This is a genomic window from Pontibacter sp. HSC-36F09 (assembly GCF_024171605.1).
Classification (GTDB): Bacteria; Bacteroidota; Bacteroidia; order Cytophagales; family Hymenobacteraceae; genus Pontibacter.
The window spans coordinates 352,542-368,528 of record NZ_JALKAA010000003.1; the positions used below are offsets into that span (position 1 = coordinate 352,542).

The 15,987-nt window shown below is 49.8% G+C and carries 18 protein-coding genes; 3 read left to right on the forward strand and 15 right to left on the reverse strand.

Going from position 1 to position 15,987, the window contains the following annotated elements; genetic code table 11:
* Positions 1–97 precede the first annotated feature (97 nt).
* On the forward strand, positions 98–922 hold the full coding sequence (locus L1278_RS11425; RefSeq protein ID WP_253404182.1) for a hypothetical protein: 825 nt from the start codon (positions 98–100) through the stop codon (positions 920–922).
* Between the two features lie 300 nt (positions 923–1,222).
* Positions 1,223–2,497 carry an OmpA family protein gene (locus tag L1278_RS11430; RefSeq protein ID WP_253404189.1) on the forward strand — a complete coding sequence of 425 codons (1,275 nt, stop codon included), beginning with the start codon at positions 1,223–1,225 and terminating at the stop codon, positions 2,495–2,497.
* Positions 2,498–2,584: 87 nt separating this feature from the next.
* Here L1278_RS11430 and cls read toward each other — a convergent pair whose 3' ends face one another.
* From cls to L1278_RS11475, 9 genes are all read right to left on the reverse strand, one after another.
* Positions 2,585–4,057, reverse strand: coding sequence for a cardiolipin synthase (cls, locus tag L1278_RS11435; RefSeq protein ID WP_253404191.1), 1,473 nt, complete (start codon positions 4,055–4,057; stop codon positions 2,585–2,587).
* Positions 4,058–4,245: 188 nt separating this feature from the next.
* Complete coding sequence (locus L1278_RS11440; RefSeq protein WP_253404193.1) at positions 4,246–4,509, reverse strand: hypothetical protein; 264 nt, start codon at positions 4,507–4,509, stop codon at positions 4,246–4,248.
* Positions 4,510–4,663: 154 nt separating this feature from the next.
* Positions 4,664–5,623 carry a calcium/sodium antiporter gene (locus tag L1278_RS11445; protein WP_253404202.1) on the reverse strand — a complete coding sequence of 320 codons (960 nt, stop codon included), beginning with the start codon at positions 5,621–5,623 and terminating at the stop codon, positions 4,664–4,666.
* A gap of 51 nt (positions 5,624–5,674) precedes the next feature.
* Entirely contained in the window at positions 5,675–6,142 is a 468-nt protein-coding gene (locus L1278_RS11450) for a small multi-drug export protein (RefSeq protein ID WP_253404203.1), read from the reverse strand.
* A gap of 147 nt (positions 6,143–6,289) precedes the next feature.
* The gene (locus L1278_RS11455; protein ID WP_253404205.1) at positions 6,290–7,720 is read right to left on the reverse strand and encodes a dicarboxylate/amino acid:cation symporter; all 1,431 of its coding nucleotides are present in this window, start codon (positions 7,718–7,720) and stop codon (positions 6,290–6,292) included.
* A 30-nt stretch (positions 7,721–7,750) separates the two neighbouring features.
* Positions 7,751–8,410 (reverse strand): DedA family protein, encoded by a 660-nt coding sequence (locus tag L1278_RS11460; RefSeq protein WP_253404207.1) that lies wholly within the window; start codon positions 8,408–8,410, stop codon positions 7,751–7,753.
* Between the two features lie 34 nt (positions 8,411–8,444).
* Positions 8,445–8,657: a twin-arginine translocase TatA/TatE family subunit gene (locus tag L1278_RS11465; protein WP_253404209.1), complete on the reverse strand. Its 213-nt coding sequence runs from the start codon at positions 8,655–8,657 to the stop codon at positions 8,445–8,447.
* Between the two features lie 251 nt (positions 8,658–8,908).
* Positions 8,909–9,250: a hypothetical protein gene (locus L1278_RS11470; protein WP_253404211.1), complete on the reverse strand. Its 342-nt coding sequence runs from the start codon at positions 9,248–9,250 to the stop codon at positions 8,909–8,911.
* Positions 9,251–9,485: 235 nt separating this feature from the next.
* Positions 9,486–10,214 carry a VIT1/CCC1 transporter family protein gene (locus L1278_RS11475; protein ID WP_253404219.1) on the reverse strand — a complete coding sequence of 243 codons (729 nt, stop codon included), beginning with the start codon at positions 10,212–10,214 and terminating at the stop codon, positions 9,486–9,488.
* Between the two features lie 591 nt (positions 10,215–10,805).
* Between L1278_RS11475 and L1278_RS19525 the strand changes: the two genes are divergently transcribed.
* Entirely contained in the window at positions 10,806–10,931 is a 126-nt protein-coding gene (locus tag L1278_RS19525) for a hypothetical protein (protein WP_256488589.1), read from the forward strand.
* Between the two features lie 37 nt (positions 10,932–10,968).
* Here L1278_RS19525 and L1278_RS11480 read toward each other — a convergent pair whose 3' ends face one another.
* The 6 genes from L1278_RS11480 to L1278_RS11505 form a co-directional block, all read right to left on the reverse strand.
* Entirely contained in the window at positions 10,969–11,913 is a 945-nt protein-coding gene (locus tag L1278_RS11480; RefSeq protein WP_253404221.1) for a sterol desaturase family protein, read from the reverse strand.
* 109 nt (positions 11,914–12,022) lie between these two features.
* Positions 12,023–12,655, reverse strand: coding sequence for a TlpA disulfide reductase family protein (locus tag L1278_RS11485; protein ID WP_253404223.1), 633 nt, complete (start codon positions 12,653–12,655; stop codon positions 12,023–12,025).
* Between the two features lie 92 nt (positions 12,656–12,747).
* The gene (locus L1278_RS11490) at positions 12,748–13,644 is read right to left on the reverse strand and encodes a DoxX family membrane protein (RefSeq protein ID WP_253404225.1); all 897 of its coding nucleotides are present in this window, start codon (positions 13,642–13,644) and stop codon (positions 12,748–12,750) included.
* Between the two features lie 149 nt (positions 13,645–13,793).
* Entirely contained in the window at positions 13,794–14,240 is a 447-nt protein-coding gene (locus tag L1278_RS11495) for a hypothetical protein (protein WP_253404232.1), read from the reverse strand.
* Positions 14,212–15,474 (reverse strand): MFS transporter, encoded by a 1,263-nt coding sequence (locus tag L1278_RS11500; RefSeq protein WP_253404234.1) that lies wholly within the window; start codon positions 15,472–15,474, stop codon positions 14,212–14,214. Before L1278_RS11500 ends, L1278_RS11495 begins: the two co-directional genes overlap by 29 nt.
* Positions 15,475–15,561: 87 nt before the next feature.
* Positions 15,562–15,975, reverse strand: a complete 414-nt coding sequence (locus L1278_RS11505) for a DUF6691 family protein (protein WP_253404236.1) — start codon at positions 15,973–15,975, stop codon at positions 15,562–15,564.
* Between the last annotated feature and the right edge of the window lie 12 nt (positions 15,976–15,987).

The following is a 15,987-nucleotide window of genomic DNA, read 5'->3' on the forward strand; positions in this document are numbered from 1 at the left end:
CTTGAATTCAGGGTATAGGAGAATAGTCAGAAGCAATATATAAATTTTTAGCTATATTTGTTTAAACATCCTCATCAAACATTTATTCAAATCTTACATGAAAGCAAATTTACTCTATGCGCTATTAGCCATTCTGTTCCTGTCTTCAGGCTGTTCATTTAATGACAAAGACCCAGAGCCGGATAAGACTTATTTACTACAGCGCAAGTACTCAGAAGTGATTTTTCCTAATGGAGGAGGGGGCACAATCGACCTGACTTATACCTATGATGATAACAATCTGCTTACAAGAATAAGTGGAGTTACATTTTGGAAGGGTGAGTTAAAGACGATTTATACCAAACTGGCTTACGATAGCAAAGGTAGAGCAGAGCAGATTAACACTTTGTCAGGTACAGAATGGGTTCTTTTCTATAATGACAAAGACCAACTGGTGAAAGTAACAAGAGCCTATCTAGGTTCGATGATGGGCTCCTATATGCACTACTACGATGATAAAGGCCGACTTTCAGAAATTAAATTTTACTCAGGAGCTTTAAGTGAGGGCAATTTATCGAATCACAGAGTATTTTCTTATCCCGGCGCTAATCAGATTAAAATAGCGATTCAAGTAGGGAATGAAAAAACAAGCGAATACACGTTGTTGACGGATGATAAAAAGAGAAACCTCCCAGCACTACCACATCAAATTTCGTCTGAATTTTTCTCAGAAGAACTGATGTCAGAAGGTATAATTACGCAGCATAACATTATAAGCTATGAGCAATTAGTTTTTAACAAAATGACTGGCACAGGTAATATAACAGGCCCAAGCTATCAAACAGAGTTTACTTATAACGATGGTGGCTACCCCTCAACATGTGTAAGAACATTTCAGGAAGGTTCAATACAGAAAGTAACCTATACCTACGCTGTGAAATAAGTTTGATCATGTATATAAAAGGCCCTCCTCCGCATTCGGAAGAGGGCCTTGTTTTTTTGCGGCGTAGCCTATTCCTGAGTGATCAACAAGGCGATGTAGCGCACGCATTTGCTTACGATTATAATTTGTACAAGTAGTATACGCTCCTATCAGCCAACTGCGGCAATAACAGCAGGTATAGGATTAAATAACAGAATATGAATCAGTTATAAGAAATACGCATTGCCGTATATAGCAACAAAATTGTATTAAATCTGTATAATGTTTAATTGACTTTATTAAACTTAAATCGAACATTATATGGCAGATTTACTCGAGTCACTGCGGGGTTATATATCCCCGGACCTCATCTCAAGAACCAGCAGGGAGTTAGGCGAGAGCGAGCCTGCCACTGCTAAAGCCTTTGGCGGCATCGTACCCGCCGTGCTGGCCGGATTGGTTAACCGCACATCCGAGCCGGGCGCCATGAGTTCTATTTATAACATGATCCGGGGTAGCGACAGCGGTTTGTTGTCCAGTTTAAATAATACCGTTCCGGGAGCACCGGGAAGTACGGCGTCTGTTGGCAACAATTTCTTATCCCAGATCTTTGGCAATAACATAGGCGGCGTCGAAAATGCACTCAGCAATTTTGCAGGTATAAAATCCACATCAGTCTCCGCTATACTCGGCTACATAGCGCCGTTGGTGTTAGGCTTCCTGGGTAAAAAGGTGCACGATGATGAGCTGGACGAAGGTGGCCTGAGCAATTACCTGAGCAGCCAGAAAGCAGGAATTATGAGTGCCCTCCCTGCCGGACTGGGCAGTGCGCTGGGCTTAGGCAGTTTAGGTGGAGCCGCAGCTGCCGCCGCGCCACATATGGACAGACCACCAAGACCAGCGGCCGCGGCAACGACCGAAAGAGTGCATCCTGCTGCCCCTGAACCTCGCAAAAAAACAAACTGGCTCTGGCCACTGCTGGCGATTGCTGCACTCCTGTTGCTTATTTTCGGCCTCCGCAATTGCAACGACGATACAGAGGATGTGACCACGGACCCAACTACCACCACGGCTCCAGCCACCACAGAGCAAAATCCGGCTACCACTGAGGAGAGAATGGATTCAAGGCAAACCGACGTGGCGATGACCGAACGGGAGATTCCGGGAGGAGTGGTGCTCAATATCCCGCCGAATGGCATCGAAAGCAAACTGGTAGCCTTTATTGAGGACGAAAACAAGGTGCCTGACAAAACCAGTTGGTTTAGTTTCGACCGGCTGCATTTTGAGACCGGAAGCGCCCGCATTCAACCTGAGTCCCAGGAGCAGATTGACAACATCGTCAAGATACTGCAGGCGTATCCGCAGGTTAACATCAAAATTGGCGGGTATACGGATAACGTTGGCCAACCGGCCTCCAACCTCAAGCTTTCTCAAAGCAGGGCCGAAGCTGTGAAAAATGCCATCCAGCAGCAAGGTATAGCAGCCAATCGGCTGGAGGCGGAAGGGTATGGCGAACAGCACCCCATAGCAGACAATACCACCGAGGAAGGCCGCGCCCAGAACCGGCGCATTGATGTGTTGGTAACCAAAAAGTAACCAATTCTGCAGTATGGCTCTTAGTGGTGCCAGCATCAGAACAGACGGGAAAACCAGGGCGGCTTTCCCGTCTGTTTTTTTATTTGATCACAGGAGCGGGGAGATGAGCTTGAATACTTTCTCGATGAGTTGCCGGTACATGGGGCGAGACTTCCATTCCTCCGCGTTTATTTTAACGGCATGTTCCAGGTCCCGGAAGAAGGCGTCGCGCAACTCTCCGGCAAAAGCGGTGTCGTACACCACGGCGTTCACTTCAAAATTCAGGTCAAAGCTGCGGTAGTCCATGTTGGCGGTGCCCACCATCGACAGGTTTTGGTCCACGACCAGGGTTTTGGCATGGATGAAGCCTTTCTGGTAGAGGAAGATCTGCACGCCTACCTCCAGCAGGCTTTCATAATAGGAGCGGGCGGCGGCATTTACAATATAGGAATCAGAGTTTTCCGGCACCAGCAGTTTCACCGTCACGCCGCCCATGGCGGCAATCGACAAGGCGTCCAGTATGCTTTCGCCAGGTATAAAGTAAGGCGTGGTGAGCAGGATCTCTTCTTTTGCCAGGGCAATGGCCTGCAGGATGGAGAACATGATGGTGGGCTTGGGGGAGTCGGGGCCACTCGACGCGATCTGCACCACGGTGTTGCCCGGCAAGGTGTCAGGTGGCAGAAAGTATTCCTTCTCCGGCTCCAGGTGCCGTTGCGACGAAAAATTCCAGTCTGTAAAGAACATATACTGCAGGTAAAATACGCCCGGCCCGTCGATGCGCAGGTGCGTGTCGCGCCAGTAGGGCTTCTCTTTCTGATCAGGGTAATTAATATAGCTGTCGCTGACGTTTATGCCCCCGACAAAGGCCGTTACGCTGTCCACCACAATGATCTTGCGATGGTTGCGGTAATTGAGCCGGTTGGCCAACAACAGGAAATGTACCTTGTGAAAAGGGTATACCTCCACACCGGCAGCCTGCAGCTCCTTCCTGAAAGTCCGGCGGATGGAACGGCTGCCAAAGTCATCATAGATCAAACGCACGATGACGCCTTCTTTTGCCTTCTGTATCAGCAGCGCTTTGAGTTTGTTGCCGATGTGGTCATTCCCGATGATGTAGTACTCCAGGTGAATGTGGTGCCGGGCATTTTCGATGGCTTCAAACACCTCGGCAAACTTCTGTTCCCCATTCAGCAGCAGCTTTACTTTGTTGCCTGCAGTCAGGGGGCTGAGGTTGTCCTGGAGCAGCAGGCGGGCCAAGGGCTTGTAGTGCTGCACCTCCGCGCTGCTTTCCCTGAAGTTCTGTTTAGAAGTAGAGATGATCCTGCGCTCAATCTGGTTCATGAGCTCCACATTCTGCAGTAGCTTTTTAGAGTACAGGCTGCGCTTGCGGTAGTTGATGCCAAACGAGAAATAGAACAGGATACCGGCAAAGGGCACGAAAATGACCAGCAGTAGGTAGGCGAGCGTTTTGATCGAGGAGCGGGTGTCGTAAATGATGCGCAGGCACACCAGGATCAGGATGCCCAGGTATAGCGTTTCTCCGATCAGAAGCCAGTTGATGTCAGAGAGCGCCAGTTGCATGCAAAGCCGGGTTTTGGTTTTAAGAAGTGTACACACGGTACATACGCTATTGGCCACTACTTCTGCCATCCAACGCAAATTCCTGTTTTATAACCATAAGATGCGGTTGGAAATTGTTGGCAACAAAAAAGCCTCACACTTGCAGCGTCAGGCTTTCATTGGAATTTGGTATGTGCGACGAGTGAATACTACAGTAATTCGGGGGCATCTGCCTGAGCGGATGATACTAATTTTCGAAGCTTGCTGATCCCGCTGGCATCAATCTCTTCGCCTTCTCCGGAGACGTTACGTAATTCGGTGATGATGTTTTGCTCACTGATGAACATACGGTCTTTATACAGTCCGTCTTTAAAAAAACGACAGTAGAGCCGATCTTCACCGACAAAAGTAAGAACTATTAAATCGCATTCGCAGGTTTCGAGCTTTTGTAATAACTCGGTTAATTCACTCATGCTTAAAAGGCGGTAAGGTGGTATTACAGTTTAAACGGAATTTAAGCCATAATGAATGATATGTTTACAGCTTAAAGTATGAAACTTTAAAGTAAAAGGAATTACAAATATAGCAAATAGTTAACGATTATATATAGGACAATTTCAAGTTCTTCTACTCCTGGCTGATCAGCAGCGCGAGGTAGGCCACATAGAGCAGCAGGAATACAATCCCTTCGCCACGCGACAGCTGTCGCCCTTTGCCAACGAATATAAAAATGAATAACAGCAGACAGGCGCCAATGTTCATGAAAATATCGGTGAAGGAAGCCGGGTTAACAGGCACCGGCGCCACTACCGTCGACACGCCCAGGATTAAGAAAATGTTGAAGATGTTGGATCCCACCACGTTGCCGATGGCAATGTCCACGTTGCGTTTGCGCACCGCCACCACCGAGGTGGCCAGTTCCGGGAGCGAGGTGCCGATCGAGACGATGGTCAGGCCGATGATGCGTTCAGACAGACCAAAGGCTGCCGCGATGTTCACGGCACCCGTCACGATCAGCCTGCCGCCAATCACCAGGCCTGCAAGACCCAGCACAATAAAGAGCACTGACTTGAGGTAGGTATAGTCCTTTGTTTCTGTTTGCTCGTCATCCGCATTTCCGCCCAGTCCGATCACTACATTATAAACCAGGAAAATGGCGAAAAAGAGCAGCAGTATGAGTCCGTCGGAGCGGGTGATGATATTGCTTGCAGCGCCATCGAAGTAGATATCGCTGGATATAATGAGCACGACCACGGCCGCAAGAAAGCTTAGCGGTATCTCGAGCCAGGTGGTGTTGCGCTTGACGGTGAGGGGGAAGATGAGGGAACAGACCCCCAGAATGGCCAGGCCGTTGAACAGGTTACTACCGATGACGTTGCCCAGCACCATGTCTGTGTTCTTGTTAATGGCCGCGAACACGTTTACTACCAACTCGGGCGCTGAGGTGCCGAAGGCCACGATGGTCAGACCAATTACAATGTTCGGAACACCCAGCTTTTTAGCGAGGGCAGAGGCGGCGTCCACCAATTTGTCGGCCCCGAATATAAGGGCTACGAAGCCACCCAGGAGAAGGAGTATGTTTAGCATGCAGATGGTTTATTTTTTAGAATAATCAAAGATATGCAAGCTAACGTAATTCTAAGGCAAAGTTTTCAAACCCATATTGCCCAGGTAGGAACCCGCGGCCATGATGAGGCATGAGATAACGACCCCGATGCTAACGGCCATAAAGGCTTTGTAACGTTCTATTTTAAGCACGTAGGCGGCAATGGTGCCCATGTAAGCACCTGTGCCGGGCAGTGGAATCATTACAAAGACCATCAGTCCCCAGAAGCCATACTTCTGAATTTCGGATCCAACGCCTTTTTTTGCCCTCCTCCCGAGCTTGACCACGCCTTTTTTGTACACGCGATTTGGCCAGAGTTTTTTGCTGAACGACTCGATCAGCCAGGCGAGCAGGGGGAAGATGAGCAGGTTGCCGACAAGGCCCACCACAAACGCCCAGAAAACGGGCATATCATTGAGTACGGCGTACGGAATGCCTGCTCGCGCCTCGCCAAAAGGGGAGATGCTGAGCAGGAAGGTATAAATCAGGATTTCAAGCATAAAGAGCGGCAGGGTAACAGAACCCTGTACAGAAAAAAGTAGGACTATAAATACAAATGTGCGAAAAAAGTTGAAGCGACGCGATCCGATCGGTTTTTATACTAATAGGACTGCTTCGCTTCAACAAAAATGGCTTAGCAAAGTGGGTTAAGCGGAAACAGGTTTTTCTTCTTGTTCTACCTGCAGTTCCGGGTTCGTCGTTTCTACCAGGCCTACTTCCGGCTGCGGATCAAACTCGCCTTCCCAACGTGCCACAACGGCAGTGGCCAGACAGTTACCGGTCACGTTAATGGAGGTCCGGGCCATGTCCATGAGCTCGTCTATACCCAGGATCGCAAACAGCGGCCACACCGGCAGGTTAAACGAAGCAACGGTACCCAGTAGGATAACGAGTGATGCACGCGGTACCCCGGCTACGCCCTTGGAGGTAAGCATGAGCGTGAACACCATCAGCAACTGCTGTTCCCAGCTCAGGTCGATGCCTGCGGCCTGTGCCACAAACACAGCCGCCAATGCCAGGTATAGCGTCGTGCCATCCAGGTTAAAGCTGTAACCTGTTGGCATCACAAAAGCTACGATGCGGCGCGGTACACCCAGCTTCTCCATTTCTTCCATGGCGCGTGGCAGCGCCGCCTCCGAACTGGTAGTGGCAAAGGCAATGGAAACCGGGCCGGAAATGGCTTTCAGGAAACGCACGATAGGAATGCGGGCGATGAGCGCAATCGGCAGGAGCACCAGCAACAGGAAGGCCAGCAGCGCCACGTAGAGTGTAGCCAGCAACTGGAACAGGTTCACCAGAATACCAAAGCCCATGTGCCCCACGGTATAGGCAATAGCGGCACCCACACCCACCGGGGCGAAGTACATGATGATGTTCGTGAACTTGAACATGGTCTCAGAGAGGCTTTCGCAGAAATCGATCATCGGCTTGCGTTTTTTCTCCGTCACCATGGCCAGACCAATGGCAAAGATCACGCTGAACACCACGATCTGCAGTACTTGACCCTCTGCCACTGACTTGGCGATGTTTTCAGGAAAAATATGCAGGATGATATCTTGCCAGGTTTGTTTGGCTGGCGCCACAATCTCCTCGGTCTCGGCAATGCCGGTCATATCAATGCCTTCGCCGGCTTTGCTGATGTTGATGGCAGCCAGGCCGATAAAGAGGGCAATCGTAGTCACCACCTCAAAATAGAGGAGCGCCTTCCAGCCCATGCTGCCAATCTGCTTGAGGTTGGCATGACCGGCTATACCTACTACCAGCGTGGCGAAAATGAGCGGCGCGATGATGGTTTTGATCAGTTTCAAAAACACTTTGCTGAGCACGTTCAGGCTCTGTCCAACATCTGGGAAATCGTAGCCGATCTGAGCGCCGATTACCATACTGATCAGAATCCAGGTGGTGAGGGAGCGTTTTTGGATTCCGTAGAGTATCAGCACACCGGTGCCGGCCCAGCGGATGGTGGTGAGAACCTGGGTAGGCAGGGCAATAACCTCATACTGCTGCAACACCGTCAGTAGGGCGGCAATGCTGATGCAGATCAGGGTAAAGAGTGGCAGTATGGCCTTCTTGTTCATAAATTTATTCGTCTAAAGCTTTGATTTTTATTAACTTTGCGCAGTTTTTCTCTTCGACAGCCAGCCTTTGATGGCGGCGATGATAGGAGGGGTAATGGAAAGGATGATGATGGCCAGAATAAGCAGGGAGAAATGGCGTTTCACGGCCGGCAGGTTACCAAACAAGTAGCCGATCATCATAAAGAACACCACCCATACCAGGGCTCCGATCACGTTGAAGCTGAAGAAGCGCTTGTATTTCATCTTGGCTATACCTGCCACAAAAGGGGCGAAGGTGCGGACGATGGGCACAAAACGCGCATAGATGATGGTGAGTCCACCATATTTTTCATAAAATTTCTGCGTCTGGTCGATGTGGGAGCGGCGCATAAACCAGAAGTCGCGCAGGTAGATGCGGCTTCCGATCTTGCTCCCTACGTAGTAGTTGAACGAGTCGCCCATGATGGCGGCCACAACCAGCAATACCATCAGCAGCACCAGATTAAGACCCGATGCAGGTATGGCAGCCAGCGCGCCGAGCGCAAAAAGCAGTGAGTCGCCAGGCAGGAAAGGGGTAACAACTAAGCCCGTCTCACAGAACACGATCACAAACAAAATGAAATAAATCCACTGCTCGTACTCCTGCACAAGTTCAACCAGATGCCTGTCAATGTGGAGAACAAAGTCTACTAAATAATAAATAAAATCCATCGGGTATTTATGCTATGTGTGCCGGGCTTGGCTGCTATTTCTTCTCGTCGGTGTTTTGCACTGATTTGTCGATCTCGCTTTTGATCTCGGTAGTAGCGTCCTTAAACTCGCGTATACCGCGGCCCAGACCGCGCGCCAGTTCGGGTATGCGTTTGGCGCCAAAAAGTAGCAGGATAGCGAAAATAATAAGGACCACTTCAGAGCCCCCCAAGCCACCTATAAAGGCGAAAATTCCGATGCTGTTCATATTGAGATAAGGTAAATTCTGTGTAAGGTAATAAGATTTAAAGGTCCCGCTTTAAGTACAGCCAGAGGTTTGTAGCTAGCTGTTAAAGGGAGCGGGCTACAAAGCCACCCTGCAAACGCTCGAGGCTAAATGAGTGAGCGGGTGAGGATGAAGCGGAGTTTACAACAATCCACGCAATACCTGTAGGTGCCAGGCGGAGCAGACAGCTGCGCTGGAGCAGGATCTAGCTGTAAAAAATGTATGTCAACATACTAGGGAGCTTGCGGCTGACTGGAGGTATAATAAAACTGGCAAAAAAAGTTATCGCCCGGCGCCCTTGCCGAGTAGGGTGGGATCGCCTGGAGGCTGGAAAACCTGATGTGAAATGATTTTGTATCCGGTGCAGAAGGCTGCAGGCTGAGCGTCAGTAGGGAGGTTGTTCCTTCCTGGGCCAGGTATAGCTTACCGGATTGCAGGCCTGTAAGGGTGTTGTCTCTGCCTGCCGGGTCAGCTTGTGTTATACTGACAGTGCTGCTCTGCGCTACCTGTGTTGTACCATGGGCATAGGTTACTGCGCTATGGAACAGAACAGCCCAAAGCAGAGCGAGCGACATGATCAAATGCCTCAGTAGGCGGTATTTAGGCAGATTTTGGGCCATAAGCCATCGCAAATATAATACAAATTGCAAGTAAGTGAGTTATCTGTGAATTAAATTTACAGACTGCTCAAAAACCGTATTTGTGCGCTTTGTCAGATCCTGGCAATTCAACCGGACAGTGTGGCATAAAAGTGCTACAGGCAAGGCCGCAAGCGGTTAATGCAGCATTTCATACCTGGCTGGGCGGGGCTTACAGAAACACCTGTTCCAGCACGTCGCCCACAAAATAAGCCAGCGAAGCCGCCAGGCCACCCAGCAGAAGCGTCTCCGCTATACCTGCCAGTATGTTGCGCTCTGTTACCATACTTTTCAGGGCTCCTACTATTGTAAGGGCGATGCCGGTGAGGACGCTGGAGTAAAGGAAGAGTTCTTTGCCGGCTATACCTGAATCCAGGCCGGCAAAGATGTAGGCCAGCAAAGGAATGGCCCCGACTATGACAAAGCTGATAAAAGTGACCGAAGCAGTTTTAACGGGTGTCTTGTCGTCCTTGGTCATCTCCAGTTCCTCTTTCATCATGGTATCCACCCACACGTGCTTGTCCGCTGTGATCACCTCGACTACCTGGTTCAACAGCTCGCCTTTAAAACCTTTGGCCTCGTAAATCTCCCGAATTTCGTCCTTCTCCGTTGCGCTCAGGTGCTCGACCTCCCAGTACTCGCGGGCTTTGTGCCGGTCAAAATTATCGCGGGAGACCTTCGTAGAGAAGTAGTTGCCGACGGACATAGAGAAGCCGTCCGCGATCAGGTTTGCCAACCCCAGGATGATTACCACCGATATACCCAGGCTGGCGCCCTCCGCTCCGGCCACTACGGCAAACGTCGTGATAGCCCCATCAACGCCGCCATACACAAACTCGGAAATATATTCTTTCTTGAAGAAAAGAATTTTGTCTTGTGACTGTAACTCATGGTGTTGCATGGCGCGGAGCGTTAAGGTATTATGCTCAAGTTACAGGAAAAAAAGAATAATTCGGAAAACTGAGAGTTGAAGAGTTTGGGAATTGAAAAGTAGCTGCGTTACTTGGTAACCTCGTGGCGGTAAAAGGCGACAGGAGCAGGTAACTATAGTTGTCGTTTGCAGAGGCAGGTTATGGCCTATCGGAATAGTTTACGCGTATTTATTTGTCTAGATCAGGATTTTCAGGATGCTCGTGCATAATTGTCATCTTCCTGGCCCCTTCGGAGGGGACTTTTTGGTATTTCTGATTCTCAGGTATAGACTTTTTTAGCTTCAGCAGTTCTCATGACATACTGGGGCCAACCACCCCTAACATATCCTTATCCTTATAGAGGGCCCCTACCCCTAGGCGGGGAATTTCCGCCACTTCCATTTCATAGATATAAGTTATATAGCACAGAACACTGGCAGATATAGGAAGGCTAACTTGCACGTCAACTACATAGAAGATGACATTAGCCCGGTGCAGAAACGACGATTTTGTGTGGGGGGTAGGGGCCCTCTTTCTTTTCATCAAGGGAAAAAGTAGGGCCTGCCCGGCCAAGGCAAGCAATGAAACAGCTTAGGAAGCTATACCTGCAAAGCATTAGCTACAGAGCAAAGCTATACCTATACCTATACCTGGGGCTGAGGCCCCACCATAGCATATACGAGCGTGGACGCTTGCACCATAAGTAACTACTTCTCTGGTATCACCTAAGCAGCGTTACCATTTCTAAACCAGTGTGCTTTCCTCTGCAGCAGGTATAGACTGTTTTGCTTTCATAGGCTTTACTTCTTCTTCAGGTATAGCCGAACGCTCCTTAAAAGGATAAAACTGCTGCTCCAGAAAAGACTTCGGATAAGCCTCCACTTCTTCGAAACCAAGTTCGATATCGCGCCCATCTTCTGGCATATAGGCCGTGCCGAACAGGTAATCCCACACACTCAGGCTGATGCCGTAATTGGCACCGTAGCGATGAGGCAGAACCTTAGCGTGGTGCCAGATGTGCATTTGCGGGTTGTTGACTAAATAGCGGAGCGGACCCAGCGGGATGTGCAGGTTGGAGTGGTTAAAGTGGCCTATCGCTGTCGCGAAGATGTGCACCACAAAGAAATCCTGAATGCCGAAACCGATCATGACCAGCGGAATGTACTCGATGGTGCGATAGACAACTGTTTCGCCCCAATGGAAGCGCAGGTGCGCCGCAAAGCCCATTTGTTGCACCGAGTGGTGCACTTTGTGGAAGCGCCATAGCAAATCAGAATGGTGGAGGAGACGGTGTACGTTCCACTGAATAAAGTCGCGCAGTACAAAGAGCGTGAGCAGTTGCGCCCATACGGGCCACGACTGTATCTCGAAAGCCACTAAATTCTGAATGCCGAACAGAGCCAGGAAATCGTTGAAGGCCTCTACGCCGATGTTGGAGATGGCATTGAAACCAACCAGCGAGAAGAGGAAAAAATTGAAGAACATGTAGAAGCCGTCGAGCCAGAAATCCTGCCGGATCAGCGGCTGTCCTTTCCGCCAGGGCACCACGATCTCGAGCAGCCAGAAAAACAGCGAGAGCCCCAGCAGCCAGTAGAAATAGTTGCCCCAGTCCGGGTGCAGCAGTTCACGCCACAGGTAGTTGCCGTAGTCTGAAAAAGAGGTCGTGAAGATGTGCCAATATTTTTCCATGCCGCGCTTCTGTCAATATTTTTTAAAGCTAAATCGTTCCAAACAGTTTGCTGAGGTAAGTATAAAAAAATAGTCGGCTTTATGTTTCAGCCGACTATTTTTGATAAGCTTATTTTGCCAGTCCCTCCAGGAACTCGCGCACTTCTTTGGTGTCGTACTCAGCCATACCTTCCTGCTTGGCCACGATCTTACCCTCCGGCGAAATGATGAACGTGGTAGGTATAGCATTGCTGTAAAACTCCTGTGGGAATTGGCTGGCCGGCATGTATACCGGGAAAGTATATTTCTTCTTGTCGATGAACTTCTTCACCTTCTCCATACCGCCTTCATCCACCGATAGCATCACGAACGCCACTTTGTTAGGGTCCATTTTCTTGTACAAACTGTGGATGTTCGGCATCTCGGCAATACAGGGCGGACACCAGGTAGCCCAGATGTTAAGGAATACAACTTTCCCTTTCAGGCTTTCGAAGGCCACGGTTTTGCCATCAAGTCCCACCATTTTGAATCCGGCTCCGGCCATGTTTGCTCCGGTTGTAACTTCGGCTGTGTTTTCAGCGGAGGTGGTTGCAATTTCGTCTATGGCGGGCACATCCGCGTTTTTTATACCTGTCGCCAGCAATATGCGCTGTACCTGCCCGATGGCCTCGGTGTGCAGACCGGTCAGGTATAGAATGCCGAAGATACCGAGTGTGATCGCCCAGCCAGGTATATTTTTAATAGAGAATTTATTCTTGTCCATGATAGTATGTTTAGTAGGATCCGTCTTGTGCGAATCAGTTTAAATCGATTTTATAGAGTTAATTTTGAGCTTCACTCTTAATTAGCTTAAGCTTAAAGCTCAACTGTTTTATAGCCTTGCTGCTGCAGGTCAAACATGTAGGTCAAACCGTTCGGAATTACTTCTACACCTTCTATCAGCGTGCTGGCGTCGATGTTAAACTGCTTGAGTGACATGCCGCATACGCGGTAGGTGATGCCAGCTGCTTTGCCTTTTTCTAACTCCTGTGCCATACTACTGCCCTTCACAAATGCTTCCACGGACTTGCCGCATGCCATCACCACAAAGCTCTCCCGCTGGTAGCGGCTTTCTTTTGTAATGGTTTCAGCGGTGTTCACAGCGGCTTTCAGGTGGTTCGGCTGACTAATCAGCACAGCGTATTTTTTACCGGTTTCAGCTGCAATAGCTTTGGGAGCAGTAGTGTTATGGGCAGCCGTCATACCTGTGGCGCAGGAGCCGAGGAACATCAGTAGACCAACTGCCAGCACGGCAACATAGTTTCTGGATAATTTATTCTTAAGAGTTGAACTTATTTGTTTGTTTCGAAAAAATGTCTGGTCCAGACCATAATGAACGGCACCATTCACAATGAAAAACATAAGCATCCCGATCAGGGCAATGTTCTTGAACAAGGGTCCGGAGCCTTCGGCGCCAACCTGTACAGTTAGGGTGATGGGAATCAGGATACCCAGCAGTAAAGCAGCAGCTAGTCTCGTTTTGAATCCGGCCAGCAGCATAGAGCCGCCAATCAGCAAGCCCACACCTGACAAGATGATCAGTGTTTCGGCGGGAGCGATCCAGCTAGCTAAATGGGCAAAAGGAGCCTTTTCGAGTCGTGCGGCAGCGCCTGCGGTTAGAAGTAGATGATTGAAACCAGCCATGATAAAGATCAGGCTGCCCATGATGCGGAGCACCAGGAATGATATTTTTTGCAAAGCAGTATTTTCCATAAGATCGCTTATTTTCTTTTAATAATAGTCACAGCAGGATAGGAGGTCCCTATCGTCTGGACAAGTCGAACAAGGCACAGCCCGGGAGGTATAGCAACAGGGGCAAACCTGGCAACTGGTGGCTGTGTCAACATGGTGCATTCGTTCGGTTAAGAAAATCGGGGAGGATCGGGGTCAGCGCCTAAATGCGGCGAGAGGTAACGGAGCTGAGAAGGCGCAGCGGACTGTTTCCCGGTAGCTGGATGGAAGAGTAAGTCAGACTGAGCAGCATCCACCACAGCGTAGAGTTGTGGACCGCAGTCAACCAGGACGGTGGCGGGAGTGTTTCGCTCCGAGTGCGTCTGGTGTCTCAGGCATTTTCTGGCGCAGGGACGCTTCAGTTTTTTATGGTTGGTTGCTGCATTCAATTCACTCTTTAAAACACAGTCAAGCCCACTCACCGGCTTTTGAGTAGTAGCCTGGGTGAAAAGGAGTAACAGAGTACCTAAAAGAAGGAGCAGCGTTTGCTTCATGGTTTTAGTGGAGGCAGCAGGTATAGCCAGCCGGTAATCACGTAAATTTACAATACTAAGTCCGGATTGCCAAGTTCGACGCACATTCCGGGCTATGCCACAAGAGCTTTTTGGTGCAGCACATGCGTATTTCGGAAAATACACCGGCGCCTACGGTCAGGATGGCTGTGCCCAACAGTACAAATTCCACGCCAAAAAGATCGCTGAAAACACCGGCCACCACGGCGCCTGCCACATAGCCGAAGTCGCGCCAGAAACGGAAGGTGCCCAGGCTCTGTGGCCGCTGCTCCGGGTGCGTGTTTTCGGCTACTACCGACAGAAAATTAGGGTATACCAACGCTGTGCCGGCCCCCAAAAGTACCAGTGCCACGATCACGACTGCATAGGCCTGACTGAAGAAGAGCACACCAATGGCTATACCTTGCAGTAGCATTCCCAGGCTCAGCAGTTGTTTTTTGCAAAGTACATCACCGAGTTTGCCTGTCACCAACTGCCCAATGCCCCACACCGCCGGGTAGATGCCTGCCAGCAAACCGACCTGCTGCAAGGTATAGCCTTTTGACATCAATAACACGGGCAGTAAACCCCATAGGATGCCGTCATTCATGTTGTTCACAAAGCCACTCAGCGTGACAGATCCCAGGTTGGCATGCCGCCAGGTCGTGTCTTTCCAGACGCTACGCAGGAGCGGTATGCTGGTCTGTGCCGTTTCCGTTTTGACGTGGGCATGGGTATCGCGTACGAAGAACCTTGTCAGGAGTAGGCCTATGATGGAGAAAGCTATACCTGGAATAAAGGCATAGGTCACTTCTCCTGTTCTGGAAGCGATGTAACCGGCCAGGAACGCCACCAGACCGACAGCCAGGTAACCGGCAAATTCGTTGATGCCCATCGCTAGTCCGCGGTTCTTTTCGCCTACTAAGTCTATCTTCATAACCACGGTTGCAGACCAGGCTAGTCCCTGGTTTATACCTAGCAGCAGGTTCGCAAAGATCACCCACCACCAGTTGTTGGCATAAAGCAGGAGCCAGGGCACCGGCAGGGCAAAGAGCCAGCCGATTAAGAGTAGCTGCTTGCGGGTGAAGCGCAGTGTGAGGCGGCCCATCATCACGTTGGCAAATGACTTGGCCAAACCAAATGCCACGATAAATGACAAGAGCGCCGTGTGTCCGCTGATACCGAAAACCGTTTCGGCAAATTCCGGAATCACAGAACGCTCCAGCCCGACCATGGCGCCGACAAAGCCGTTGATCAGCACCAGGAGCCAGAACTGCTGCGCATTCTCTCTTAAGCCTAGTTTTGTATCAGTTGTCGACATGATCCTCTAGTTTTGTGGTATGCTTGAAAACCACCGCTTGTGGCAGATGGCTTTCAGCAAATACTCAACAATTAGCCAATTTCTTACTTAATGCGGTAATCTGTCTTTGAGGGCTCCGTACAGGTATGTGCCTGACAGCGCTCCGGCTATTGCAATGAAGATTGCCCAATAGCTGTAGCCTATGTTCACGAACATCGGACCCGGGCAGGCGCCTGTAAGTGCCCAACCCAAACCGAAAATGGTACCGCCGATGATGTAACGCGGAATCGATTTTTCCTTGGGTGTGAACACAATGGGGTTGCCCTGGTAATCACGCAGTTTAAACTTCTTGATCAGGAAAGTAGCCAGCGTACCCAGCACCACTGCCGTACCAATGATACCATACATGTGGAAGTCCTGGAAACGGAACATCTCCTGAATGCGGAACCACGAAATAGCCTCCGACTTACTCATCACGATGCCGAACAAAATGCCGGCTATTATAAATTTTATACCTTTCACGATTTATAGCTA

Bases quoted from the DNA above. Each gene is read 5' to 3' on its own strand.
- L1278_RS11425 (WP_253404182.1), top strand. From the start codon at position 98: ATGAAAGCAAATTTACTCTATGCGCTATTAGCCATTCTGTTCCTGTCT.
- L1278_RS11430 (WP_253404189.1), top strand. From the start codon at position 1,223: ATGGCAGATTTACTCGAGTCACTGCGGGGTTATATATCCCCGGACCTC.
- cls (WP_253404191.1), bottom strand. From the start codon at position 4,057: ATGCAACTGGCGCTCTCTGACATCAACTGGCTTCTGATCGGAGAAACG.
- L1278_RS11440 (WP_253404193.1), bottom strand. From the start codon at position 4,509: ATGAGTGAATTAACCGAGTTATTACAAAAGCTCGAAACCTGCGAATGC.
- L1278_RS11445 (WP_253404202.1), bottom strand. From the start codon at position 5,623: ATGCTAAACATACTCCTTCTCCTGGGTGGCTTCGTAGCCCTTATATTC.
- L1278_RS11450 (WP_253404203.1), bottom strand. From the start codon at position 6,142: ATGCTTGAAATCCTGATTTATACCTTCCTGCTCAGCATCTCCCCTTTT.
- L1278_RS11455 (WP_253404205.1), bottom strand. From the start codon at position 7,720: ATGAACAAGAAGGCCATACTGCCACTCTTTACCCTGATCTGCATCAGC.
- L1278_RS11460 (WP_253404207.1), bottom strand. From the start codon at position 8,410: ATGGATTTTATTTATTATTTAGTAGACTTTGTTCTCCACATTGACAGG.
- L1278_RS11465 (WP_253404209.1), bottom strand. From the start codon at position 8,657: ATGAACAGCATCGGAATTTTCGCCTTTATAGGTGGCTTGGGGGGCTCT.
- L1278_RS11470 (WP_253404211.1), bottom strand. From the start codon at position 9,250: ATGTCGCTCGCTCTGCTTTGGGCTGTTCTGTTCCATAGCGCAGTAACC.
- L1278_RS11475 (WP_253404219.1), bottom strand. From the start codon at position 10,214: ATGCAACACCATGAGTTACAGTCACAAGACAAAATTCTTTTCTTCAAG.
- L1278_RS19525 (WP_256488589.1), top strand. From the start codon at position 10,806: ATGAAACAGCTTAGGAAGCTATACCTGCAAAGCATTAGCTACAGAGCA.
- L1278_RS11480 (WP_253404221.1), bottom strand. From the start codon at position 11,913: ATGGAAAAATATTGGCACATCTTCACGACCTCTTTTTCAGACTACGGC.
- L1278_RS11485 (WP_253404223.1), bottom strand. From the start codon at position 12,655: ATGGACAAGAATAAATTCTCTATTAAAAATATACCTGGCTGGGCGATC.
- L1278_RS11490 (WP_253404225.1), bottom strand. From the start codon at position 13,644: ATGGAAAATACTGCTTTGCAAAAAATATCATTCCTGGTGCTCCGCATC.
- L1278_RS11500 (WP_253404234.1), bottom strand. From the start codon at position 15,474: ATGTCGACAACTGATACAAAACTAGGCTTAAGAGAGAATGCGCAGCAG.